Here is a 23,319-nt window from a genome sequence, read left to right as displayed (position 1 = left end):
GGCCTGTCACCTGGCGCTGTTCCGTCGGTCAGTCGTCCAGGAGCCAGGTGAGGCTTCTGGGCAGGGCGTGCAGGGAGGCGAAGTGCGCCGCGGCCGGCTCCAGGACGACCGTCGCGCCCGGGATGCGCTCCCCGAGCCAGCGGGCGTGGCCGACCGGCGAGAAGACGTCCTGCTCGCCGTGCCACAGCAGCACCGGGGCACGGATGTCGGCGGGGTCGAACCCCCACGGGCTGGCGAAGGCCACCGCGTCGTCGATCCAGCCGTACGCCGAATCGCTCAGCCCCTCCTGGTAGTTGCGCAGCAGCATCATTCTGAGCCCGGCGTCCGAGACCACCATGCGGTCGGAGTCGGTCAGCTCCCGGCGCAGATCGTCCAGCAGCCGCCCCGGGTTCTTCCTGATGGCCTCCGCGCGCGGGATGAGCCGGGCCGCCACGCCCGCCGGGTCCCGCGCCGCGGTGGAGTACTCGGCGACATTGGACGGGGCCATGCCCTCGAACCAGTCGAGGCCGTCCGCGTCCCACGGCGCGAGCGGGACCAGCGCCGCCGCGCGGGTCACCCGGTCCGGCATCAGCGCCGCGCACGCCAGGGCGTGCGGGGCACCGCCGGAGCGGCCCGCCACGGCGAACCGGTCGAGGCCGAGGGCGTCGGCGATCGTCGCCACGTCCTGGGCCACATCGCCCACACTGCGCCCTTCGAGCCGGTCCGAACCGCCGTACCCCGGCCGGTCGAAGGCGATGAGCTGCATGCCCCGCTGGTACAGCACCATGCCGCGCGGCGCGGGCCCCAGCCTGCTGCCCGGCGTGCCGTGCAGCAGGAAGACCGGTCTGCCCCGCGGGTCCCCCAGACGCTCCACCATCAGATGCCGCCCGTCCGCCGCGCGCACCCGACGTCGCAACCCCCGCCCCTTTCATCCGGTGTGCTCCGGTTACGTGCCCCATGCAGGCACCGTGACCCTGCATTCCCCGCCGCCGCGGTCCTTACCCCTCGGTGCTCATGACCGGCTCGAATACCCCGTAGGAGAGCCCGGTTCAGGTCGATTGTCCCGGCTCGGGGCCGTCCGCGTAAGGGCGCGGTGGCGGGCTGTGGCCGCCCCGGATGTTCGCGAAACGGAACGGAGGGTGTCGTCCTTCGGGCGCAGCCGAATGTAGGGGCGCGCGATGTGTTGGTCGTGTGCGCGTCCTCAAGTCGACCTTGTGTGCGACTGGTGGCGCTCGGAATAGTGGGCGCCTCGTCCTCCGTGCCAGGACACCCCACATGAACCGGCACGGTCCCCACAGGAGGTTGACGTTGAACCATCGGCGCGTGTCGAAGAAGCGCATCACCATCGCGGGTGGCGCGGCGATCGCTCTGATCGCCGCCGGTTTCACCTTGCAGAATGCGAACGCCAGTGAGGAGACACCGCAGTTCACTGTGAAGGAACTGACGGCGAAGGCGGCCGGAACCCTCGGTTCGGCCCTCGGCCGGGACCTCGGTGACGCCGCGGCCGGCTCGTACTACGACGCGAAGACCAGGGCGCTCGTGGTGAATATCGTCGACAAGAAGGACGCCGAGAGCGTCCGGGAGGCGGGCGGCAAGGCGAGACTGGTCCAGCACACCCTCGCCGAACTGACGAGCGCCCGGAAGACCCTCGCCGCCGACGCGTCCGTCCCGGGCACGTCGTGGGTGGTCGACCCGTTCACCAACAAGGTGGTGGTCACGGCCGACCGTACGGTCGAGGGCGCGTCCTGGGACACGATCAGCGGCGTGGTGAAGAAGCTCGGCTCCAAGGCGGAACTGCGGAAGACGGCGGGGGAGTTCAAGACCTTCGTCGCGGGCGGCGACGCCATCACGGGCGGTGGCTCGCGCTGCTCGCTCGGCTTCAACGTGGTCAAGGACGGCGAGCCGTACTTCCTGACCGCCGGGCACTGCACGGAGTCCGTCGCGACCTGGTCCGACACCCAGGGGCAGCAGATAGGGACGACCGAGGGATCGACGTTCCCGGGCAGCGACTTCGGCCTGGTCAAGTACACCGCCGACGTGGACCACCCGAGCGAGGTGAACCTGTACGACGGCGGCAGCCAGGAGATCACGCAGGCGGGCGAGGCGACGGTCGGCCAGCAGGTCGTCCGCAGCGGCTCCACCACCCAGGTGCACGACGGTGAGGTCACCGGGCTGGACGCCACCGTGAACTACGGCAACGGCGACATCGTCGACGGGCTCATCCAGACCACGGTCTGCGCCGAGCCGGGTGACAGCGGCGGCTCCCTCTTCGCAGGGGACACCGCGCTCGGACTGACGTCGGGCGGCAGCGGTGACTGCGACGCGGGCGGCGAGACGTTCTTCCAGCCGGTGACGGCGGCGCTCGACGAGTACGGCGCCGAGATCGGCTGACGGTACCCCCCGGTCCGCGGGACCGGGGGAGGGCCCGGCGCATGAGGGTGCGCCGGGCCCTCGCGCGTCGGCTTCCCGGGTGGCCGTTCCCGGCCGGCTCTCCCGGGTGACGGTCAGGCGGGCGGGGGCCCCGCGGAGGGCGCACCATCGGTGCCGGTGCCGGTGCCTGTCCCCGGACCTGTACCCGTACCCGTGCCCGAGGGCGTGCCGGTTGCGGGCGGTACGGCCGGGCGGTCCCGGCGCAGGGCCGACCTGACCAGGGTGACCGCCGTACCGGCCACCGCCCACAGGGAGAGCACCAGCAGCGGCGCGGTGACCGCGTTGCCCCGGAAGTACGCGATCGACCGAGCCACCCAGGTGGCCGCCCCCGGCGGCAGCGCGGGGCCGATCGCCCGCCAGAAGTCCGGCAGCAGGGGCCACGGATAGCCGCCGCCCGAGCTCGGGTTCCCGGCGATCACGACGATCAGCACGGCCAGCCCGATCCCGACGACACCGAAAAGCGCCTGGAGCGCCAGGGTGAGCGCGCCGACCGCGAAGACGGTGAGCGCGCCGAGCCCCCACAGCCCCGCCACGCTGCCCGGCAGCGCCCCCAGCACCGGACCGGCGATCACCGCGCCGAGCAGGCCGCCGACGATCGCGTACACCGCCAGCACGGCCAGCCGGATCACGGACCTGCCGAGGTCGGGCGGCCGGGTCCCGGCGCCGACCGCCAGCGCGGCGGCGCACAGATAGCCGCCGACGCACCAGCCGATCACCAGATAGAAGGAGGTGAGGCTGCCGGCGTCCCGCGCGGAGGCGGGCGCGATGTCCTCCAGCGCGAGGGAGCGCTGCTGCTGCGCCTCCAGCCCCTCGAAGATGTCCGCCAGGATCCTGGTCTCGTTGGTCCCCTGGCCGGTCGCGATCAGCAGGGTGTCGTTGACCGACCGCGGCCGGACGACGAGAGCGGCGTCGATGTCACGGTTCATGATCTGCCGCCGTGCGGTGTTCTCGTCGGGCAGCGTCCGCGGGTCCAGCGGCCGGCCCGGCAGCCGCTTCAGCGCGGACGTGAGCTGGGCGGCGCTGGGGCCGGGGGCGACGACGGCGACCTTCACCCCCGAGGGCCTCGGGCTGTGCAGCGCGCCCACGTAGGACGCGATGAACAGGAGCTGCAGCGCGAGCACGCCGAGGACGAGCAGCGCGGACCGTACGGTGACGGCGTTCTTCACCTCGTCGACGAACGTCATGCCCCCACGCTCCGGGCCCACCGGTGCCCGCGCAGGCGGGAGGGGGCTGAATGGCCGAGGGCCGTTCCGTGGGGTGCCGTGGTGCCGCCCCCACTTTTTACCGACGCGTAACTTCCTTCTTCACCTTACTCCTGCGTAACTTGACGGTAGTTCACCCTTCAATGTGGTCCGGGCCACAGGGCTGACAGTCATCGCCATTCCCTTGAGCCGCAAGGAGATCGCACGATGCTGCCCTGGAAACGTGTGCTCGGACCGCTGGCCACGCTGCTGCTGGCCGCGACCGTCACGGTCACCCCCGCCGTGGCCGTCCCCACCGCCGCTCCCGCCACCACCGCCACCGCAGAAGCCGCCGCCGCGAGCCGCGGCTGGAACGACTTCTCCTGCAAGCCCTCCGCCGCCCACCCCCGCCCCGTCGTGCTCGTCCACGGCACCCTCGCGAACTCCGTCGACAACTGGCTCGGGCTCGCCCCGTACCTGGTGAACCGCGGATACTGCGTCTTCTCGCTCGACTACGGACAACTCCCGGGCGTCCCCCTGTTCAACGGGCTCGGCCCCATCGACGCCTCCGCCGCGCAACTCGCCACGTACGTCGACCGGGTGCTCGCCGCCACCGGCGCCCCCAAGGCCGATCTCGTGGGCCACTCCCAGGGCGGCATGATGCCGCGCTACTACCTGAAGTTCCTCGGCGGGGCGGCGAAGGTGAACGCCCTGGTCGGGATCGCGCCCTCCAACCGCGGCACCACCCTGCTCGGGCTGACCGGGCTGCTGGAGTACTTCCCCGGCGCGAAGGACCTGCTGACGGAGAAGACCCCGGCGCTCGCCGACCAGATCGCCGGATCGCCCTTCCTCACCAAACTCAACGCGGGCGGCGACACGGTGCCCGGGGTCCGGTACACCGTCATCGCCACCCGCTACGACGAGATCGTCACGCCGTACCGGTCACAGTTCCTGACCGGTCCCGACGTACGCAACGTGCTGATCCAGGACCTGTGCGCGGCCGACGTGTCCGAGCACGCGACGATCGGGCTGCTCGACCGGATCGCCTTCCACGAGGTGACCAACGCACTGGACCCGGCCCGGGCCACCCCGACCACCTGCGCCTCGGTCATCGGCTGACCTGGCAACTCCCGTACCCCCGTGGGCGGTACGGGCCCTATGTGTCAGCGGCTGTGGCGTCCGGTCGTGGCCGTGCGGCGCCGCACCGTACCGAACGTCACCGCCGCGCCGAGGGCGAGGGCCGCCGCCCCGGCGACCGCGAGATACGGGGTGGCGGTGCTGCCCCCGGTCTCGGCGAGGTTCTCCCGGCCGCCCGCGGGCTGGGCGGGGGGCTGTGTGGCGGGGGCGCCGGCGGCCTTCACCTCGGGCCCGTCGGTGGCGTCGGCGTCGTTGTCGGTGGCCTCCTGACCGGTACCGGCGGGCGGCTCGGCGGCGTCCTTCGCGGGCGTCCGCTCGGGGGCGGCGGTGTGGCCGGCGTCCCCGCCGTGACCGTTGTGGTCGACGGAGGACTTGTCCGTGCCCTCCTCGATGGTCCGGTCCGTCGGCGCCGACGCGGCGGGCGCGGCGGTGGGCGCGCTGCCCGCCCCGCCGCCCGCCGTACCGCCGTTGTCCTGGCCGAAGACCACGTCCGAGCAGGTGTAGAACGCCTCCGGGCTGTCCGAGCGCTGCCAGACGGAGTAGAGGAGGTGCCGGCCCGAGCGGTTCGGCACCACCCCGTCGAAGACGTACGCGCCGTCCTCCAGCTTCGGGTCGACGACCTTCAGGAAGGGCTTCTCCTCCAGGTCGGACCACTTCAGCGGCTGCGACGGGTCGTAACCGTCCTTGGTGAGGTACAGCTCGAAGGAGCCCCGGTGCGGCGCGGTGGCCTTGTAACGGAAGGTCCGGTTCCCCGCGTTCATCGGCGACGACGGCCAGTCGGCGCGGGCCAGGTCGAGCCCCTTGTACTTGTCCCGGCCCGCGCCGCACAGCGTGCCGTCCGGGATGATCTGCCGGTGGTTCCCCGCCGCGTCGGGGATGTTGACCTCGTTCCAGTCGTAGAACGCCTGCGTCCCGCTGGCCGCGATCGCCGCCTTGCACGCCGCCGACTTCGGGCTCTCGGGCCCCTCGGCGAAACACGCGGCGACCCGGCTGACCGGGTCCGTCATCGAGCCGTGTGCGGCGGCGGGCGCGGCGGTCAGACCGGCCAGCGCGAGCGGGGCGAGGCCGAGGGTGACGATCCCGGTGGCCGTGCGTCGAGCGGTCATTGAATGGATCTCCTTCGGAGGGGAACGTGCGCGAGACCGCCGGAGCGGCAGGCGGCCTCCCCGCCCCCGTGCCGCCCCAGCGCTCAGCAAGCTAGCCGTTCGAAACCCCGGAATCGCCTGTTGAGAGGGGGCGGAGCCAATCCTTATGCCGCAGTTAAGGCGCGGCTAAGAGGGGCCTCAGAAAGGGCCGTCGCGTATCGCCGCGCGCCCCGGGGGCTCCCTCGGGTAGGGTGACCGACGCACACAGTGACGTACCCACCGGCCACCGAAGGAGGCGAGACCCATCACCGCAGTACCAGGTCGGGCGCTCCTCTCCCACCGCCGTGCGGTCCATCAGGCATAGGTGACCGCCCGGGAGTGCCCCTCGGCATCCCGAAAGGCTCCCGTGTCCTCTGCTTCTTCTTCCCCTTCCTCTTCTTTCACCTCCTCGTCTCCCGATGCGCCCGACGCGCCGCCGTCCGATGTCGTGGCCAGGCTCCGGGCCGCCGGCTGTGTCTTCGCCGAGGACGAGGCGCGCCTGCTCGTCTCCGCCGCCCGCACCCCGGAAGAACTCGCCGCCATGGTCGCCCGGCGCGCGGACGGGCTGCCGCTGGAGCATGTCCTCGGCTGGGCGGAGTTCCACGGGCTGCGGGTCGCCGTCGACCCGGGGGTCTTCGTGCCCCGCCGCCGTACCGAGTTCCTGGTCGACCGGGCCGCCGCGCTCGCCCCGCCCCGCGCGGTCGTCGTGGACCTGTGCTGCGGCTCCGGCGCGCTCGGGGCGGCGCTGGCCGCCGCGCTCGACGGGGCGGAGCTGTACGCCGCCGACATCGACCCCGCCGCCGTACGGTGCGCCCGCCGCAATGTTCCCGCCGGGGCCCGGGTGTACGAGGGCGATCTCTACGCGCCGCTGCCCGCCGCGCTGCGCGGCCGGGTCGACATCCTGCTCGCCAATGTGCCGTACGTCCCCACCGAGGAGGTCGGGCTGCTGCCTCCCGAGGCCCGGATCCACGAGGCGCGGGGCGCCCTCGACGGCGGCGCCGACGGGCTCGACGTGCTGCGCCGGGTCACGGCTCAGGCGCCCGGATGGCTGGCCCCGGGCGGCTCCCTGCTCGTCGAGACGAGTGAGCGGCAGGCGGCGGGGGCGGCCGCGGCATTCGCCGCGAACGGGCTGGTCCCGCGTGTGTGCTCCTCGGACGAGCTGTACGCCACCGTCGTCATCGGGACGGTGGCGTACAGCGGCTGAGCGCCGCGCTCAGCGCAGCTTTCCGGCGCCCGCCCCCGCGTCGACCACGCGCGGCACCGCGCGCGGCGGGTCCACGGCGGTGCGCAGGGTGGGCGTCCACCCCGCGTCGGGGCGCAGGGTCTCCTCGGGGATCTCCGCGTTGTGGACGGCGAGCAGGTCCACGGGACGTCCGTTGACGTAGTTGTCCGCGGTGGTGACCGGCGCGTCCTTCCACTTCTTCAGGATCGTCGCCGGACGCACGCCGGCCCCCAGGGTGAACGCGTTCTTCTCGGCGACCAGTTGGGACTCGATACCGATGCCGAAGGAGTAGCCGAAGCTCTCCGGCCGCTCGGCCACGTAGTGGTTGTTGTACGTGTCCACCTGGCCGAAGCGGACGCGGGGCGCCCGTTCCTTGACGTTCCGGAACTGGTTGTGGTGCAGGGTGACCTTGAGCTTGCCCCGGTCGTCGGCCGCCGCGCTGTCGCTGTTGCCGATCAGCATGGTCTTGTCGTGGTCGGCGAAGACGTTCCACGAGACGGTGACCAGATCGGCGCCCCGGACGAGGTCAAGCAGCCCGTCGTGCTGCTGGTACAGCCGGCCGAAGTAGCGCGGCTGGGCGCTGTCCGGGCGGCGGCCGTCGGTGAACGTGTTGTGATCCACCCAGACATGGGTCGTGCCGTACACCACCAGGTTGTCGTACTCGGAGTTCCACTCGCCGACGTCGCCGTCGGTCGGGTCCCACTGCGGGAAGCAGTCGTAGGCGTCCTCGAAGGTGAGGTTGCGGACGATGACGTTGTCGACGTTCCTGACCTGGAGGCTGCCGCCGAGGATCCGGGCGTCCCGGCCGACGCCGACGACGGTGGTGTTCGCCGGGACGTACGCCATGATCTGCGCGGCCTGCTGCTTCGCCGAGGCGGCCCGCAGATCCTCCTGCTCGCCGCTCACCGGGTTCTCGTACCCCCACACCGCCGGGTCGTAGTCGGCGAGGTACTGCGCGAAGGAGTAGCCGGGGACCGCGTAGTCGTCGCAGGTACGGGGGGTGCCCTGCTCGTCCGAGAGCGCGTCGAGGGTGCCCTTGACCCGGATGATCGACGGGGCGCCGGCGGCCTTCGCCAGCGCCGCTCTGAACTCGGCCCAGGTGGTGACGGTGAAGACATGCCCGGCGTCGGCGGCCCGGCCACCGGTGGTGCCGGTGCCGGCGGAGCCCCAGCCGTCACCCGGGGCGAGGGCCGCGCGCTCGGCGGAGCGGCCCGCCGCGCCCGTACTCGCGCCGCTGCCCGCACCCGTGCCGGCCTGCGCCGGTGCGGCGAGCGTGGCCAGGGCCAGGGTGGTGCCGCACACCACCGCTGTGGCGGTGAGCCGTGCGTGACGTCCAAAGGTGCGCATGACTGCTTCTCCTCGGTCGGTCGGGTCATCTCATGTGGATGGTGGGGCCGGCACCCGCTGTGGGGGAGGCGGTCGGCGGCGGGGCGGGTGGGTGCCCGTCGGTCCCGCCGCCGTACCGGTCGTCGGCTTACGGCTCTCGGCTCTCGGCCGGTCACTCAGCTCTTGTTCTGTTCCTTCCACTCCGCCTGCGCGTCGTTCAGCTCCTTGGCGATCTTGTCCGCGAACGCCTTCGGGGTCATGTCACCGAGCAGCACCTTCTGGAAGTTCGGCTCGTTGCCGCTCTTGCTGATGGTGTTCCAGTCGGGCAGGTAGTACGGCAGGTTGACGAGCTTGGTCGAGCCGTCGCTGAGCGCCTTCATCGCGGTGGCCGTCGGCACGGCGTCCTTGATCCAGGCGTCACCCGCGGCGTCGGTGTTGGCCGGGATGGAGCCCGCCGACGCGTTCCACGCGCTGTTGGACTTGTGGGAGGCGGCGAACTCGATGAACTTCCAGCCCGCCGCCTTGTTCTTGCTGTTCTTGAACAGCCCGAGCCCGTCGACCGGGTTGGAGACCTGCACGCGCGTGCCGTCCTCCTGCGCCGGGTAGGGCAGGCCCTTGAACTTCTCGTTGCCGAGCGCCTTCACATGGTCCTGGTACGAGGCCAGGTTGTGGGTCAGCATCCCGATCGAGCCGTTGTCCCACTGCGCGACCATCTTGATGAAGTCGTTGTTGACGTCGGCCGACGGCGTCACCTTCTTGTACAGGGCGACGTACTTCTCCAGCGCGGCCACGTTCCTCGGGTCGTTGACCGTGGTCTTGTCGCCGTCCCAGAAGGAGGTGATGCCGGACTGCCCGTACATCGCGTCCATCGCCGGGGCGATGGACCCCGCGCCGCCCCGGATCGTGTAGCCGAACTCGTTCTTCCCGGCGTCGGTCAGCTTCTCCGCCGCCGCGTAGAACTTCGACCAGGTGGTGGGCGGTTCGAGACCGGCGGCCGAGAACAGGTCCGTGCGGTACCAGAGCGTGCCGTTGTTGGTGGACGTCGGCACGGAGTACATGCCCTCCCGGCCGCCCGCCGCCTTGACGCTGTCCACCATCGCGGGGACGAGCTTGCCCTTGAGCGGACCGGCCTCGATACGCTGGTCGACCCGGTCCAGGACGTCCCGTACCACCAGGTTGGAGAGGTACGCCGTACCCACCCCGCCGACGTCCGGCAGCCCGCCGCCGTCGATCGCCGTGTCGTACTTCGCCTGGACCTGATCGATCGGAAGTCCGACGTACTTGACCTTGATGTCCGGGTTCTGTGCCTCGAAGTCCTTGATGATCTGCGCCCAGATCTCCCGGCGCTCACCGGTGTTGTTGTCCCAGAGGGTGATCTCGCCCTTGCCGGAGCCCTCGTCGCCGCTGCCGCTGCCGTCGTCACCGCACGCGGTCGCCGTCAGGGCGAGTACGGCGGTCAGGGCGACGGCGGCGGAGCCGCGTCCTCTGCTGCCGGATGCCGTGGGGATTCTCATGTCAGGCTCTTCTCTCTCGTCGTTGAGTGGAGTGGAGTGGGAGTGGAAGGGGAGTGGGAGTGGAAGGGGAGTGGAGGGTGCTGAAGTGAGGTCTCTCGGGTCAGGCGGTGGCGCGGAACGCGGAGAAGGCCGCCGTCCCGGCCGTCCCCTCCCCGTCGGCCGGCGCCGTGGCGAACAGCCCCAGCAGCGCGCCGACCCAGCGCCAGGGCGTGGCCGCGAAGACCTGGCCCGAGGGGCGGAAGCCGTCCCCCGTGTCGGCGGAGAACCGGCAGCGCGCGCCGGGGCCCACCTCGATCCGCAGCACGGCGCGTCCACCGGGCGCCGGGCGCGGGGCCTCGGCGTCCCGTTCGCGGGGCGCGCCGGTCTCCGCGAAGCGGTGCACGAGCGCGACCGCGCCGTCCGCGCCGCGTTCGAGGCCGATCCAGGAGAAGGCGTCCCCGAGGACGGCGAGCCCCGCCTTCGTACCGGACTCGCCGCTGGGGGCCTCTCCGCCCTCTCCGCCCTCTCCGCCCTCTCCGCCCTCTCCGCACCCTCCGCGCTCTCCAGGGAGAGGGCGACGGTGACGGTGAACGTCTCGGCGGGCAGCCGCTGCACCAGCACACTCGGCAGCAGACGCAGATCGTGCGCGTCCGGCGTCCGCCGGGCGACCAGCCGCAGCCCGTCGCCGGGGTGCGGGAGCGTCCAGCCGGGCTCCGGGTTCGCGGTCCACTGCCACTGCGGTCCGAAGCGGCCGCCGGGGAAGTCGTCGTCGGTGGCGGGCGCGGCGACCGGCGGCGCCGGGAGCCGATCGGGGACGGCGGGCTTCGGGTGGGTGAGGACGGGTTCGCCGTCGGCGCCGATGACCGGCCAGCCGTCGTTCTCGCCGGTGGTCCAGCGCATCGGCTGGAGGTGCACGACCCGGCCGTACGCGCCGCGCTCCTGGAAGTGCAGGAACCAGTCGCGGGCGGCCCCCGCCTCCGTCACCCAGGCGCCCTGGTGCGGCCCGTTGATCTCCGTACGCCCCTGCGCGAGCACCACCCGCTCCTCGTACGGTCCGAAGAACTCCCGTGAGCGGAAGACCCCTTGCCAGCCGGTGGTGACGCTCCCGGCGGGCGCGAAGATCCAGAACCAGCCGTCGCGCCGGTGGAGCTTGGGCCCTTCCAGGGTGAACCAGCCGGGCAGCCGGTCCCCGTCCACCACGGTCCTGCCGCCGTCGAGCAGCTCCCGCCCGTCCGGGCTCATCCGGTGTCCGGTCAGCCGGTTCTTCACCCCCGACCGGGACTTGGCCCAGGCGTGCACGAGATACGCCTCGCCGGTCTCCTCGTCCCACAGCGGGCAGGCGTCGATCAGTCCCCGGCCCACCTTGAGGAGATGCGGCCTGCTCCAAGGTCCCCTGATGTCGGCCGAGTTGATCTGGTAGACGCCGTGGTCGGGGTCGCCCCAGAAGATCCAGAACCGGTCGCCGTGATACCGGAGCGCGGGCGCCCACACCCCGCAGTCGTGCCGGGGCGAGGCGAACGCGTCGGCGGGCTCCAGCCGCTCCAGCGCGTGGCCGATCAGGGTCCAGTTGACGAGATCGCGGGAGTGCAGCAGCGGCAGCCCCGGCACCCGGCCGAAGCTGGAGGCGGTGAGGTAGTAGTCGTCCCCGACCCGGATCGCGTCCGGGTCGGACCAGTCGGCGGCCAGCACCGGGTTGCGGTACGTACCGTCGCCGAGGTCGGCGGTCCACGGCAGGCTCATGCCGTCACCGCCTTGCGGGCCAGGGCCGCCGCGGCCGGGCGGTCGAGGCGGCCGTCCGCGACGACCGTGACGATCCGCCGCGACAGGCTGCCGCCCGCGGCCAGCGGCAGCCGCCGTCCCCAGGCCAGCGCGGAGCCCACCCCCGGGTACTGGCCGGTGCGGACGAACCAGGGGTCCTGCCGGGTCTCCTCGTTGGCCCCGGCGAAGACCAGCGTCCACTCCCGTCCCGCGAGCGCCAGCCACTCGGCGGTGGTGCCGTGCACCGCGTCCTCGCCGCTCGCCGTCCCGGTGAACACATCGGGCGACGGGTCCGCGGCGTCCTCCTTCGGGGCCCGCCAGAAGAAGCCGCCGTACCCCGCCCCCGGCCGCCCGTTGGTGGCCGGGCTGCCGAAGGAGAGGTCCCCGCCGGACACATTGGTCAGCGCCGAGGTGAAGTCGAGGGCCCAGGCGTCGGCGGAGAGCGCGAGCACACTGATCGTGCGCCGCTCCTTGAGGAGTTCGCGGCCCTCCCGGGTCCAGGACAGCTCCTGCACGCAGCCGTCCGGGTCCCGCAGCAGCCAGCCGGTGTGTTCCTGCGCGCCGTGGTTGTCGAGCGCCACCGGGCCCTGGTCGCGCACGTACGTACGCCCGCCCCAGAAGTTGACCGCCGGGAGCCCGGTGCCCGACACGTCCGGTACGGCCATCGACACCCCGAGGTGGTGCGCGTGGTCCGCGGGGCGCAGCTCGGTGACGGTGACGCCGCCGAGGGTCCGTACGGGGTGCAGGTACGGGCGCGGCGCGGCCGTCGCGGGGAGCCGCGGCGGCCGGTGGTGGTAGCCGGCCACCGGGCGGGCGTCACAGCGCAGCATCGTGACCGCCGGGGCTCGGGATACCTGTGGCTCGCTCATCGGGGGTGCACCTCCGTCGGTGGCGCGGCCCAGCCCGCGCCCAGTTCGGAAAAGGTGGAGAGGGTGTCCGCGCTCGCCGCGACCAGTGCGTCGATGCCCCGGACGACCCGGCGCGGCGCCTTCTCGCCCGGCACGGTGTGCCAGGCCCCGGCGGGCAGCGGGGTGGGCGGCGGGCCGGTCCTGATGGCCTCGACGATCCGCATGAACGCGCCGGTGCGCGGGGCCGGTACGAGCAGTTCCGTGCCGTCGCGCAGATGCGCGACCAGGTTCTCCAGCAGGTCCGTGCGCCCGTGGACGGTGCCGGCCGGATCCGTACCGGCAGGACTCGTACCGACCGGATCCGTACCGGCCGGACTCGTACCGGACGCCCCGGACCCGTCCGCCGCGCCGTCGTCGTCGTGCGTGCCGCCGTCCGCGCGCTCCACGAGCACCCGGTCCTGCTTGTACCAGAAGGTGATCCGGCCCCGGCTGCCGTGGACCACGACGTACGGCTCCCCGGCCCGCTCCGCGCAGAGCGTGACGGCGACCGTGATCCGGGTCCCCCTGGCCGTGCGGACCCGCAGACAGCTGGTGTCGTCGGCCTCGATGTCGTTGGCCCGGAACTGCTCCAGCTCGATCCCGGCGATGTCCTCGGCCCGTTCGCTGCCGTCGAGGCGGAGCGCGGTCGCGACGGCGTGCGCCAGCGGGTTGGTGAGCACCCCGTCCACGACGTCCCGCCCGTTCAGGGAGCGCCGCCCGGCCCACGGCACCCGGCGGTAGTACGCGTCGTCGCGCACCCAGGCCCCGGCCGCGCCGATCCCGCGTACGGTCCCGATCGCGCCGTCCGCGACCAGCCGCCGGATGGCGTCGACGGCGCCCGAGCCGAGCGACTGGAAGCCGACCTGGCAGGCGGTGCCCCGCTCGGCCAGCCCGGCGAGCAGCCGCTCGAACTCCGCGTACGACGGTGTGGTCGGCTTCTCCAGCAGGGTGTGCACCCCGTGGTCGGCGGCGGTGAGCGCGAGTTCGGTGTGCGTGTGGATGGGGGTGCACACCACGGCCACCCGCGCCCCCGTGCGCTTCAGCAGACCGGCGAAGTCGTCGGACTGCTCGGGGGTACCGAAGCCGGCCAGCTCCTCCGCGCTCAGCGGGGTCAGCTCGCAGATGCCCACGAGCCGTACCAGCCCTGCCTGTTCGAGCCGGTGGATGTTGACCAGATGCGTACGGCCGTGGCCGCGCGCACCGGCCAGCACCACGGGCAGCGGACCCGGGGGCAGTGACGCGAGGGGCGGGGGGACCGGGTGGCTCATCGGGACCGGGTGGCTCATCCCTTCACCGCCCCCGCGCTGAAGCCGCTGATCAGCCACTTCTGGATGAAGGCGAAGACGATGACCACCGGCACCGCGGAGATCACACCGCCCGCCGCCAGCGCGCCGAAGTCCACACTGTCCGAGCCGATGAGGGTGGAGAGCCCGACCGGGATCGTCTGCTTGTCCTGTTCCATCAGGAACATCAGCGCGAACAGGAAGTGGTTCCAGCTGTGCACGAAGGCGAAGGAGCCCACCGCGATCAGCCCCGGACGCAGCATCGGCAGCACCACGATCCGGAACGCCTGGAGCCGTGAGCAGCCGTCCACCCAGGCCGCCTCCTCCAGGGAGTACGGGACGTTCTTGATGAAGCCGCTGATCAGAATGATCGACAGCGGGAGCTGGAAGACGGTCTCCGCGATGACCACGCTCACCGGGGAGTTGATGAGCTGGAGGTTCTTGAAGATCTGGAAGAGCGGCACCAGCATCAGCGCGCCCGGGATGAACTGCGAGCAGAGCAGCGCCAGCATGAAGGGCTGCTTGAGCCGGAAGTCGAAGCGGGCCAGGGCGTAGCCGCCGGCCAGCGCGACCCCCGTCGTGAAGATCAGGGTGAAGACGCCGATCAGCGCGCTGTTCTGGAAGAAGACGGAGAAGCTGCGCTCGTTCCACACCTTCTCGAAGTGGTCGAAGGTCATCGGCCACGGCACCAGCGAGGTGGACCCGGCGGGCCGCAGCGAGAACAGCACCATCCAGTAGAACGGGATGAGGGTGAAGAGGAGATAGAGGCCGAGCGGCACATAGATCTGCCAGCGGGGGACCTCGTCGAACCGGCGCCCGCGGCGCCGGCGGCGGGTGGGCGGAGGCACCGGGCCGCCGGTCGCGGACACGTCGCTCAGGCCCTTCTCGGCGATGGCGGTGGTCACTTGTGATCGCCTCCGAACTTGCTCAGGCGCAGATAGAGAATCGAGCAGAAGAGGAGGATCATGAAGGCGACGGTGGTCAGCGCGGTGGCATAGCCGAAGTCGTGTGCCTCGAACCCGGTGACCGCGACATACAGCGGCAGTGTGGTGGTGACACCGGCGGGCCCGCCCTTGGTGAGGGTGAGCAGCAGGTCGACGTTGTTGAACTCCCACACCGCCCTGAGCAGGGTGGAGAGGATGATCGCGTCCCTGAGGTGGGGCAGTGTGATGTGGAAGAACTGCTGGAACCGGTTGGCGCCGTCGACCGACGCGGCCTCGTACAGATCACCCGGGATGGACTGGAGGTCCGCCAGGATGAGAATGGCGAAGAACGGTACGCCGCGCCAGAGTTCGGCGAGGACCGCCGCCCAGAAGACGGTGCCGGTGTCGGAGAGCACCGACGAGCCGTATTCGCCGATGCCCGCGTCCGCGAGGTAACGCCCCACGCCCGTCGAGGGGTTGTAGAGCAGCAGCCAGATCGTGGTGGTCAGGACGCCCGAGACCGCCCACGGCGAGAAGACCAGCGAGCGGGCCAGGGCCCGGCCCAGGAACGTCTGGTTGACCAGCAGGGCCAGGATCAGACCGAAGGCCAGCTGGAGGCTGACCTCGGTGACCACCCACTTGGCGCTGAAGATCAGGCTGTCCACAAAAAGTGGGTCGTCGGTGAAGATCCGCCGGAAGTTGTCCAGGCCCGCGAAACCGTTCCGCCAGGGCTTGGTGGCGTTGTAGTTCTGGAGGCTGTAGTAGAAGACGCTGAGCATCGGATAGGCGATGAAGCCCAGCATCAGCAGTACGGCGGGGGCGATCAGCAGATACGGGAGGCGGCGCGGTGCCACTCCGTTACGGCGCCCCGGTTTCCTGGGCCGGGGGGCCTGGGGCGGAGCCCCTGAGTCCTGCGCCACAGCAGAGGCCATGACTTGCTTCTCCGTTCGGTGGGTGAAGCCTTTCGCAGACCGGGTCCGACGGATCGGACCCGGTGGTGTGCGGGGGCGTCGGGTGCGGGGGCGGTCCCCTGAGGGGGCGGGGACACGCGGTGACCGGCTGGCGGCGGGTGTACGGGTCCGGCTGTCGACCGGTGTACGGCTCGGGCTCGGTCGGTGGTCGGTTCGGCGGCGTACCGTTCAGCCGACGTACGGGTCCGGCACCTCGCCGGGGCGGGCGAGGAAGGCGAAGTCGCAGCCGGTGTCGGCCTGCGTGATCTGCTCGTCGTAGAGGGCGCCGTACCCGCGCTGGAACCGGGGCTCCGGCGCGGTCCACCCGGCCCGCCGGCTTGCCAGCTCCTCGTCCGTCACATGCAGATGAAGGCTGCGGGCCTCGACGTCCAGGGTGATCGAGTCGCCGGTGCGGACCAGCGCGAGCGGCCCGCCGACGTACGACTCGGGCGCGATGTGCAGGACGCACGCGCCGTAACTCGTGCCGCTCATCCGGGCGTCGGAGAGCCGCACCATGTCCCGTACACCCTGCTTGAGCAGGTAGTCGGGGATCGGCAGCATCCCGTACTCCGGCATCCCCGGGCCGCCCTTGGGCCCGGAGTTGCGCAGCACCAGCACATGGTCGGGGGTGATCGCGAGCGCGGGGTCGTTGATGGTCCGCTGCATGGTCCGGTAGTCGTCGAAGACCACCGCGGGGCCGGTGTGCCGCAGGAGCGCGGGGGTCGCGGCGATGTGTTTGATGACCGCGCCGTCCGGACAGAGATTCCCGCGCAGCACCGCTACCCCGCCCTCGTCCGCGAGCGGCTTCTCCCGGGGGCGGATCACCTCCGGATTGTGCACGAGCGCGCCGGCGAGCTGCTCCCGCAGGGTGGCGTGGGCGACGGTCGGCCGGTCCAGGTGCAGGATGTCGGTGAGCCGGCTGAGGAAGCCGGGCAGCCCGCCCGCGAAGTAGAAGTCCTCCATCAGGTACTGGCCGCCGGGCCGGAGGTTGGCGAGCACCGGTACGGTCCTGGCGATCCGGTCGAAGTCGTCGAGGGTGAGCCGCAGTCCGGACCGGCCCGCCATCGCGATGAGATGGATCACCGCGTTGGTGGAGCCGCCCAGCGCGAGCACGGTGGCGACGGCGTCCTCGTACGCCTCCCTGGTCAGCAGTTGCGACAGGCGCAGATCGCTGCGGATCAGCTCGACGATCCGCCGTCCGGAGGCGGCGGCCATCCGGTCGTGCCCGGCGTCGACCGCCGGGATCGAGGACGCCCCCGGCAGGGTCACCCCGAGCGCCTCGGCGGCGGCGGTGAGCGTGGAGGCGGTGCCCATCGTCATACAGGTGCCGGGGGAGCGGGCGAGACCGTTCTCCAGCTCGGCCATCTCGGTGTCGCCGATGAGCCCGGCCCGCTTGTCGTCCCAGTACTTCCACATGTCGGTGCCCGAGCCGAGGACCTCGTTGCGCCAGTGCCCCGGCAGCATCGGCCCCGCCGGGACGAAGACGGCGGGCAGGTCCACACTCGCCGCGCCCATCAGCAGCGCGGGCGTCGACTTGTCGCAGCCGCCGAGGAGCACCGCGCCGTCGACGGGGTACGAGCGCAGCAGCTCCTCCGTCTCCATCGCCAGCATGTTGCGGTAGAGCATCGGCGTCGGCTTCTGGAACGTCTCGGAGAGCGTCGAGACGGGGAACTCCAGCGGGAAGCCGCCCGCCTGCCACACCCCGCGCTTCACCGCCTGGGCGCGGTCCCGCAGATGGACATGGCACGGGTTGATGTCCGACCAGGTGTTGAGGATCGCGACGACCGGCTTGCCGAGGTGCTCCTCGGGGAGGTAGCCGAGCTGGCGGGTGCGGGCCCGGTGGCTGAACGAGCGCAACCCGTCCGTCCCCCACCACTGGTGGCTGCGCAGCTCCTCGGAACGTACGAGGGCCCCGTCGGCCGGCGCGTGTCCCGGGTTCGGCGTCATATCGCCCACCCCGCGACCAGGGAAGCGACCGCCGCGCGCCGCTCCTCGGGCAGCGCCCGGCTCGGCGGGCGGATGTCGCGTCGGCAGAGCCCGAGCGCGGCCAGCGCCTCCTTGACGACCGTGACGTTGTCGGCGGACTGGTGCGCGGCCCGCAGGTCCTCGAAGGGCCTGATCTGCTCCCAGACCTTCATGGCGCCCGCGTAGTCCCCGGCGCGCAGCGCCTCCAGCATCCCCAGCGAGACCGCGGGGGCGACATTGACGAGCCCCGAGGTGAAGCCGGTCGCGCCGCCCGCGAAGTACGAGGGGGCGTACAGCTCGGCGAGGCCCGCGACCCACACGAAGCGTTCGAGACCCGCGTCGCGGGCGAAGGCGGCGAACCGGGCGGCGTCCGGCACGGCGTACTTCGCGCCGATGACATTGGGGCACAGCTCCCCGAGCCGGGCCAGGGTCTCACCGGCGAGCTGCGGGTTGCGGATGTACGGTACGACGCCCAGCTCCGGCACGGCCTCGGCGATCGCGCGGTGGTAGTCGACCCAGCCGTCCTGCGAGACGTAGGGGTGCACGGGCTGGTGGACCATCACCATCCCGGCGCCGGCGGCGCGCGCGTGCTCGGCGGCGGCCACCGCGGTCGGCACGTCGAGGCCGATCCCGACGAGGATCGCGGCCTCGCCCGCGGCCTCCTCGATCGTCAGCTCCGTGACCGCGCGCCGCTCGTCGGGGCCGAGCGCGTAGTACTCGCCGGTGTTGCCGTTCGGCGTGAGGGTGCGGACGCCGCCGTCGAGCAGCCGGCGGAGCAGCGCGCGGTGGGCCGCGGTGTCGACGGTGTCGTCGGCGGTGAACGGTGTCACGGGGATCGCCACGACATCGGCGAGCGCGTCCCGCGACGATGTGAGATCAGGGCTCTTCATGCGTGGTCTCTCCTTCGGGGAACGCCCGGTGCAGGAACGAGGCGATGTGATCGTGGAGGGCGCCGGCCGCGCCGTCGGTGTCACCGGCCAGGGCGAGGCGCAGGATCTCCCGGTGCTCGCCCGCCTCCCGCTCCCAGGACGGGACGGCGGCCCAGGCCACGGTCGAGACGAGGGCGGCCTGGTCGCGTACCTCGTCGAGCATCCTGGCCAGCAGCGGATTGCCGCAGGGCAGGTAGAGCGAGCGGTGGAAGTCCCGGTTGGCCAGCGAGCGTTCGGCCCGGTCGGCCGCCTCGTCGGCGCGCAGCAGGGCTTCCCTGGCGGGTTCCAGGGAGGCGCCGCGGCTCAGCGAGCGGCGCAGCGCCGCCGGTTCCAGCAGCAGCCGTACGTCGTAGACCTCGTGGGCCATCGCGGCGTCGACGGTGCGGACGGTGGCGCCCTTGTACTGGCTCATGACGACCAGGCCGGTGCCGGCCAGGGTCTTGAGCGCTTCCCGCACCGGTGTCTTCGACACCCCGAACTGCGCGGCCAGTTCGGTCTCGACCAGGGCCTGGCCAGGACTGAGCCCGCCGGTCAGGATGGCGTGCTTGACCGCCTCCTGGACGTACTGGGTTCGGGAGGGGATCGGACTCGGTGCGAAGGCCATGGGCGCTCTCAGATCTCGCGTCTCATATATGACGTACGAAGTACGACGCGATGAAGCTAGGTCCGCCTTCATGGTTCGTCAATGCTTCTGACGGAAGTAGTAAGCGCTTCGACGGATGTCGTCCGAACCATTGACGTACGGCCTCCAGGTCCTTAATTTCTAGCGGCAAGCGCTTACCTAAAACGATTCAATTTTTCGAGTGAGGGGCGAGCTATGCCTACGTCGGGGAGCGTCGACAGACGCGGCCTGCTCAAGATCGCGGGTGGCTCACTGGCCGCACTCGGCCTGACCGCGGCGGGTTGCGGGTCCGGTTCCGGAAGTGGATCGGGCGGCGGCGACGTCACTCTCCGGTACGCGTGGTGGGGCTCCGAGGACCGCGCGAAGCGGATCAACCGGACGATCGCCCTCTTCGAGGAACAGCACCCGAAGATCAAGATCAAGACCGACTTCCAGCCCTACCTGGACTTCTGGAAGAAGTTCAACACCCAGGCCTCCGGGGGCAATCCGCCGGACGTGTTCCAGAACGCCGTCGGCTTCCTGCGCAAGTACGATCAGAAGAACGTGCTGCTCGACCTGAAGCAGCAGGTGAGCGCGGGCAACCTCAGCATGGACGGCTTCCGCGCCGGCCTCGCCACCTTCGGTGAGGTGGACGGCAAGCTGCTCGGGGTCCCGGTCGGCAGCAACTCGATGGCGATGGTCATCGACGAGAAGGTGTACGAGAAGGCCGGCATCGCCCCGAAGCCGGGGTGGACCTGGGACGAGTTCGACGCCGCGATGCGTAAGATCCGCGACACCCAGGGGGTGGCGGGGGACAGCGGGATGTACGGCGTCATGTACCTCTACGACCTCTACCTCCGCCAGAACGGCAAGGCGTTCTTCACCGCGGACGGGCTCGGCTTCACCGAGGCCGATCTCACCCAGTGGTGGACCAAGGCGCACGCCGGGGTGAAGTCGGGCGTCTACACGGACCCGAAGAAGATCGCGCAGATCAAGCCCAAGTCCGCGGTTGCCGCCGAACTCGCCGCCGGGGAGTTCACCTGGGACAACTTCACCGTCCGCTACACCGCCGAGGGCAAGAGCAGCTACGGCCTCGCCCCGATCCCCACGACCGACGGAAAGAAGACGGGCCAGTACCTCGGCTCGCTGATGCTGAGCGGCTCGCGGCGGACCAAGCACCCCAAGGAAGTCGCCCAGTTCATCAACTTCATGGTGCACGACCCCGAGGTCGCGAAGATCATGGGCTACGACCGGGGCGTCCCCACCACCACCGCCCAGTACGAGGCGTTCAAGCCCACCGACGAGGTCAACCAGCAGATCGCCGCCTACGAGCAGCAGCTCGTCGACACCGGGGTGCTGGAGCCGATCACCCCGCACCCGGCGGGCGCGGACGTCGCCGAGTCGGCCTTCCTGCGGATCGCCGAGGAACTCGCCCTGGACAAGCGGTCGGTGGACAGCGCGGTGAAGCAGTTCTTCACCGAGTCGAAGACTGCGCTCGCCTCCTGATGGGACCCACGGTGGTGAGCGCAGCGGCCGCCGCGTCGGAGCCCCGCGCCGGGGGCGCGGCCCCACGGGCCGGCCAGGACCGCCCCGGACCCCCCGCCGCCGGACGGCGGGGGCGCCGGGAGAACCTGGCCGGCCTGCTCTTCATGTCGCCCTGGATCGCGGGCTTCCTGATCCTCACCGCGGGGCCGATGGTCGCCTCGCTCTACTTCGCCTTCACCGACTACAACCTCTTCGACGCCCCGCGGTGGATCGGGTTCGACAACTTCACCGAGATGTTCGGGGACGCCCGCTGGCGCCACTCGGTCTCCCTGACGCTCTGGTACGTGGTCGTCGGCACCCCGCTCAAGCTGGCGGCGGCGCTCGGGGTGGCCCTGCTGCTCAGCCAGAAACGCCGCGGACAGGCCTTCTACCGGGCCGCGTTCTACGCCCCGTCGCTGATCGGGGCGAGCGTCTCCATCGCCATTGTCTGGAAGGCGATCTTCTCCGACGACGCCGTGGTCGACCGTACGCAGCGGCTGTTCGGCCTCCCCGCGGGCGGCTGGGTCGGCGACCCGGACCTGATCGTCTACAGCCTGGTGGCGCTCACCGTCTGGCAGTTCGGCGCGCCCATGGTGATCTTCCTCGCCGGGCTGAAGCAGGTGCCGGTCTCCCTGTACGAGGCGGCGGAGGTCGACGGCGCGGGCCCGCTGCGCCGGTTCTGGAACATCACGCTCCCGATGATCTCCCCGGTGCTCTTCTTCAACGTCCTGCTGGAGACCATCCATTCGTTCCAGATCTTCGGCTCGGCCTACATCCTGGGCGGCGCGGGCGGCACCTGCGGCCCGGCCGACGGCACCCTCGTCTACACCTGTTACCTCTACGTCCAGGGCTTCGAGAACAGCCGGATGGGGATGGCCTCGGCCATGGCCTGGATCCTGCTGCTCGCGGTCGGGCTGGTGACCGCGCTGCTGTTCTGGTCCCAGAAACGCTGGGTGCACTACGAGGAGGCGACCCGATGAGCACGGAGCGTACGCGGTGGTCGCCGCGCCCGGCGGCCGGGCCGCCCGTACCGGCGCCGGTACGTCGCCCGGACCCCGCCGAGGCGGTACGGGCCGCCTTCCGCCGCCGCAGCGCCGGCTCGCTGGCCTGGCACCTCGGCTCGCTCGCCGTCCTCGCGGTCGTCCTCTACCCGGTGGTCTGGGTGATCGGCGGATCGTTCAAGCCGAACGACCAGATCGTGGGCAGCCTGGACCTCTTCCCGGTCTCGCCCATCACCGAGAACTACACCCGGCTCGCCGACGGCATCGCGGACATCCCGATCACCACGTTCTTCGTCAACTCCACGGTTCTGGCGCTGGGTTCGGTCGCCGGGGTGCTGATCTCGTGCTCGCTCGCGGCCTATGCCTTCGCCCGGATCCGGTTCGCCGGGCGCAATCTGCTCTTCACGCTCATGATCGGGACGCTGCTGCTCCCGTACCACGTCCTGCTGATCCCGCAGTACGTGCTCTTCCAGAAGCTCGAACTCATCAACACCTACACGCCGTTGCTGCTGGGCAAATATCTGGCCACGGACGCCTTCTTCGTCTTCCTGATGATGCAGTTCATGCGGAACCTGCCGAAGGAGCTGGACGAGGCGGCGCGGCTGGACGGCTGCGGACACGCGCGGATCTACTGGTCGATCGTGCTGCCGCTGTGCCGGCCCGCCCTGATCACCAGCGCGATCTTCACCTTCATCAACGCGTGGAACGACTTCATGGGCCCGCTGATCTATCTCAACGAGCCCGAGAAGTACACCGTTTCCCTCGGCCTGAAGATGTTCGTCGACCAGGACGGGGTCGCCAACTACGGCGGGATGATCGCGATGTCGCTCATCGCCCTGCTGCCCGTACTGCTCTTCTTCCTCGCGTTCCAGCGCTATCTGATCGACGGCATGGCGACCTCCGGACTGAAGGGCTGAGCCGTTCCGATGAGCCGGACCGTCAACCCAGCCGAGCGGGACCGGGCCGAGCGGCGGCGCGCGGCCCGGCAGGACTCGCTGTTCCTGCGGGCGTTCGCCGTCTTCGCCGAGGCGCTGCTCACCGGCGTGTGGATCGCGCTCGCCTCGCTGCCCCTGCTCACCTTCCCCGCCGCGTTCGCCGCCGGGGCCGGACACCTGCGCCGGGTGCTGGCCCACGAGGTGGCCACCCGGCGGGAGTTCCTGGCGGATCTGCGCTCCGCCGCCCGGCGCGGCTGGCTGGTCGGGGCGGCCGGCTGGGCGGCGCTCTGGCTGCTCTGGGCGGACCTGACCGTTGTACGGGCCGGGCTGCCCGGCGGCGCCTTCGTGGGCACCGTCGGCGTGCTCGCCTTCCTCGGCGTGTGCGTCGCCGGGCTGCGTGCCGCCGCGTGCTGGCGGCCCGGGGCGTCCTGGCGGGTCCTGCTGCGCGCGGCGGCCCGCCGGACGCTCCGGGACCCTGCCGGGTCGCTGCTGCTGATCTGCGGCCTCGCCCTCGTACCGGCCTCGGCGTGGTTCGCCACCCCGCTGGCGGCGCCCGCGCTCGGCGTGGTCACGGCCGCGGCGCTGGCGGTGGAGCGCCGCCACCGTACCGGCTGACCCGGTCGTCGTACCCGCGCCGTACGTACCTCCATTCATGTCATGTGCACGTAAAT

General features: G+C 71.4%; 19 protein-coding genes and 1 pseudogene. 7 read left to right on the top strand and 13 right to left on the bottom strand.

The genetic code is table 11. The features are described 5' to 3' along the window. Positions 1-28: 28 nt before the first annotated feature. Complete coding sequence (locus tag ACFTZC_RS05770) at positions 29-895, bottom strand: alpha/beta fold hydrolase (protein WP_382887154.1); 867 nt, start codon at positions 893-895, stop codon at positions 29-31. Between the two features lie 359 nt (positions 896-1,254). Between ACFTZC_RS05770 and ACFTZC_RS05765 the strand changes: the two genes are divergently transcribed. Then, complete coding sequence (locus ACFTZC_RS05765) at positions 1,255-2,370, top strand: S1 family peptidase (protein WP_382887152.1); 1,116 nt, start codon at positions 1,255-1,257, stop codon at positions 2,368-2,370. A gap of 113 nt (positions 2,371-2,483) precedes the next feature. Here ACFTZC_RS05765 and ACFTZC_RS05760 read toward each other — a convergent pair whose 3' ends face one another. Next, positions 2,484-3,593 (bottom strand): DUF3533 domain-containing protein, encoded by a 1,110-nt coding sequence (locus tag ACFTZC_RS05760; protein ID WP_382887150.1) that lies wholly within the window; start codon positions 3,591-3,593, stop codon positions 2,484-2,486. Between the two features lie 225 nt (positions 3,594-3,818). On the opposite strand from ACFTZC_RS05760, the gene ACFTZC_RS05755 reads away from it, so the two are divergent. After that, positions 3,819-4,709, top strand: coding sequence for an esterase/lipase family protein (locus tag ACFTZC_RS05755; protein WP_382887148.1), 891 nt, complete (start codon positions 3,819-3,821; stop codon positions 4,707-4,709). A gap of 44 nt (positions 4,710-4,753) precedes the next feature. Here the strand turns inward: ACFTZC_RS05755 and ACFTZC_RS05750 are convergent, their stop codons facing one another. Continuing rightward, positions 4,754-5,833: a lytic polysaccharide monooxygenase gene (locus tag ACFTZC_RS05750; RefSeq protein WP_382887147.1), complete on the bottom strand. Its 1,080-nt coding sequence runs from the start codon at positions 5,831-5,833 to the stop codon at positions 4,754-4,756. Between the two features lie 466 nt (positions 5,834-6,299). Here ACFTZC_RS05750 and ACFTZC_RS05745 point away from each other — a divergent pair, with 466 nt between their 5' ends. After that, positions 6,300-7,055 (top strand): putative protein N(5)-glutamine methyltransferase, encoded by a 756-nt coding sequence (locus tag ACFTZC_RS05745; RefSeq protein WP_382887145.1) that lies wholly within the window; start codon positions 6,300-6,302, stop codon positions 7,053-7,055. Between the two features lie 9 nt (positions 7,056-7,064). Here the strand turns inward: ACFTZC_RS05745 and ACFTZC_RS05740 are convergent, their stop codons facing one another. From ACFTZC_RS05740 to ACFTZC_RS05695, 10 genes and pseudogenes are all read right to left on the bottom strand, one after another. Further along, positions 7,065-8,420 carry a polysaccharide lyase family 1 protein gene (locus ACFTZC_RS05740; RefSeq protein ID WP_382887143.1) on the bottom strand — a complete coding sequence of 452 codons (1,356 nt, stop codon included), beginning with the start codon at positions 8,418-8,420 and terminating at the stop codon, positions 7,065-7,067. Between the two features lie 155 nt (positions 8,421-8,575). Then, positions 8,576-9,913, bottom strand: coding sequence for an ABC transporter substrate-binding protein (locus ACFTZC_RS05735; RefSeq protein WP_382887141.1), 1,338 nt, complete (start codon positions 9,911-9,913; stop codon positions 8,576-8,578). Positions 9,914-10,013: 100 nt separating this feature from the next. Then, a pseudogene (locus tag ACFTZC_RS05730) lies at positions 10,014-11,632 on the bottom strand (family 43 glycosylhydrolase). Beyond that, the gene (locus ACFTZC_RS05725; protein WP_365810371.1) at positions 11,629-12,519 is read right to left on the bottom strand and encodes a PmoA family protein; all 891 of its coding nucleotides are present in this window, start codon (positions 12,517-12,519) and stop codon (positions 11,629-11,631) included. The pseudogene ACFTZC_RS05730 and the gene ACFTZC_RS05725 overlap by 4 nt, the downstream one beginning before the upstream one ends. Beyond that, on the bottom strand, positions 12,516-13,805 hold the full coding sequence (locus tag ACFTZC_RS05720; protein ID WP_382887138.1) for a Gfo/Idh/MocA family protein: 1,290 nt from the start codon (positions 13,803-13,805) through the stop codon (positions 12,516-12,518). Before ACFTZC_RS05720 ends, ACFTZC_RS05725 begins: the two co-directional genes overlap by 4 nt. A gap of 14 nt (positions 13,806-13,819) precedes the next feature. Continuing rightward, complete coding sequence (locus ACFTZC_RS05715) at positions 13,820-14,725, bottom strand: carbohydrate ABC transporter permease (protein WP_382887136.1); 906 nt, start codon at positions 14,723-14,725, stop codon at positions 13,820-13,822. Next, complete coding sequence (locus ACFTZC_RS05710) at positions 14,722-15,675, bottom strand: carbohydrate ABC transporter permease (RefSeq protein WP_382887134.1); 954 nt, start codon at positions 15,673-15,675, stop codon at positions 14,722-14,724. The genes ACFTZC_RS05715 and ACFTZC_RS05710 overlap by 4 nt, the downstream gene beginning before the upstream one ends. A gap of 207 nt (positions 15,676-15,882) precedes the next feature. Further along, entirely contained in the window at positions 15,883-17,640 is a 1,758-nt protein-coding gene (gene araD, locus ACFTZC_RS05705) for an L-arabinonate dehydratase (RefSeq protein WP_382887132.1), read from the bottom strand. Beyond that, positions 17,637-18,548, bottom strand: coding sequence for a dihydrodipicolinate synthase family protein (locus ACFTZC_RS05700; protein WP_382887130.1), 912 nt, complete (start codon positions 18,546-18,548; stop codon positions 17,637-17,639). Before ACFTZC_RS05700 ends, araD begins: the two co-directional genes overlap by 4 nt. Beyond that, complete coding sequence (locus tag ACFTZC_RS05695; protein ID WP_382887128.1) at positions 18,535-19,191, bottom strand: GntR family transcriptional regulator; 657 nt, start codon at positions 19,189-19,191, stop codon at positions 18,535-18,537. The genes ACFTZC_RS05700 and ACFTZC_RS05695 overlap by 14 nt, the downstream gene beginning before the upstream one ends. 213 nt (positions 19,192-19,404) lie before the next feature. Between ACFTZC_RS05695 and ACFTZC_RS05690 the strand changes: the two genes are divergently transcribed. From ACFTZC_RS05690 to ACFTZC_RS05675, 4 genes are read left to right on the top strand one after another with little or no spacing between them, the layout of a single operon-like run. After that, the gene (locus tag ACFTZC_RS05690) at positions 19,405-20,694 is read left to right on the top strand and encodes an ABC transporter substrate-binding protein (protein WP_382887126.1); all 1,290 of its coding nucleotides are present in this window, start codon (positions 19,405-19,407) and stop codon (positions 20,692-20,694) included. Then, a complete protein-coding gene (locus ACFTZC_RS05685; protein ID WP_382887124.1) occupies positions 20,694-21,692 on the top strand; it encodes a carbohydrate ABC transporter permease in 999 nt (332 codons plus the stop codon). Before ACFTZC_RS05690 ends, ACFTZC_RS05685 begins: the two co-directional genes overlap by 1 nt. After that, positions 21,689-22,630: a carbohydrate ABC transporter permease gene (locus ACFTZC_RS05680; RefSeq protein WP_382887122.1), complete on the top strand. Its 942-nt coding sequence runs from the start codon at positions 21,689-21,691 to the stop codon at positions 22,628-22,630. Before ACFTZC_RS05685 ends, ACFTZC_RS05680 begins: the two co-directional genes overlap by 4 nt. Before the next feature lie 9 nt (positions 22,631-22,639). Then, the gene (locus ACFTZC_RS05675; RefSeq protein ID WP_382887120.1) at positions 22,640-23,263 is read left to right on the top strand and encodes a hypothetical protein; all 624 of its coding nucleotides are present in this window, start codon (positions 22,640-22,642) and stop codon (positions 23,261-23,263) included. Positions 23,264-23,319: the final 56 nt, after the last annotated feature.

Origin of the sequence: Streptomyces sp. NPDC056987 (genome assembly GCF_042673865.1) — a bacterium.
Classification (GTDB): Bacteria; Actinomycetota; Actinomycetes; order Streptomycetales; family Streptomycetaceae; genus Streptomyces.
The sequence above is the reverse complement of the archived record's forward strand: the minus strand, read 5'-3'. Positions and strand labels throughout refer to the sequence as shown.

Coding starts and splice junctions, on each gene's coding strand:
- araD (WP_382887132.1), bottom strand. CDS start 17,640: ATGACGCCGAACCCGGGACACGCGCCGGCCGACGGGGCCCTCGTACGT.
- ACFTZC_RS05680 (WP_382887122.1), top strand. CDS start 21,689: ATGAGCACGGAGCGTACGCGGTGGTCGCCGCGCCCGGCGGCCGGGCCG.
- ACFTZC_RS05700 (WP_382887130.1), bottom strand. CDS start 18,548: ATGAAGAGCCCTGATCTCACATCGTCGCGGGACGCGCTCGCCGATGTC.
- ACFTZC_RS05710 (WP_382887134.1), bottom strand. CDS start 15,675: ATGGCCTCTGCTGTGGCGCAGGACTCAGGGGCTCCGCCCCAGGCCCCC.
- ACFTZC_RS05675 (WP_382887120.1), top strand. CDS start 22,640: ATGAGCCGGACCGTCAACCCAGCCGAGCGGGACCGGGCCGAGCGGCGG.
- ACFTZC_RS05735 (WP_382887141.1), bottom strand. CDS start 9,913: ATGAGAATCCCCACGGCATCCGGCAGCAGAGGACGCGGCTCCGCCGCC.
- ACFTZC_RS05725 (WP_365810371.1), bottom strand. CDS start 12,519: ATGAGCGAGCCACAGGTATCCCGAGCCCCGGCGGTCACGATGCTGCGC.
- ACFTZC_RS05765 (WP_382887152.1), top strand. CDS start 1,255: ATGAACCGGCACGGTCCCCACAGGAGGTTGACGTTGAACCATCGGCGC.
- ACFTZC_RS05750 (WP_382887147.1), bottom strand. CDS start 5,833: ATGACCGCTCGACGCACGGCCACCGGGATCGTCACCCTCGGCCTCGCC.
- ACFTZC_RS05760 (WP_382887150.1), bottom strand. CDS start 3,593: ATGACGTTCGTCGACGAGGTGAAGAACGCCGTCACCGTACGGTCCGCG.
- ACFTZC_RS05755 (WP_382887148.1), top strand. CDS start 3,819: ATGCTGCCCTGGAAACGTGTGCTCGGACCGCTGGCCACGCTGCTGCTG.
- ACFTZC_RS05720 (WP_382887138.1), bottom strand. CDS start 13,805: ATGAGCCACCCGGTCCCCCCGCCCCTCGCGTCACTGCCCCCGGGTCCG.
- ACFTZC_RS05740 (WP_382887143.1), bottom strand. CDS start 8,420: ATGCGCACCTTTGGACGTCACGCACGGCTCACCGCCACAGCGGTGGTG.
- ACFTZC_RS05690 (WP_382887126.1), top strand. CDS start 19,405: ATGCCTACGTCGGGGAGCGTCGACAGACGCGGCCTGCTCAAGATCGCG.
- ACFTZC_RS05685 (WP_382887124.1), top strand. CDS start 20,694: ATGGGACCCACGGTGGTGAGCGCAGCGGCCGCCGCGTCGGAGCCCCGC.
- ACFTZC_RS05695 (WP_382887128.1), bottom strand. CDS start 19,191: ATGGCCTTCGCACCGAGTCCGATCCCCTCCCGAACCCAGTACGTCCAG.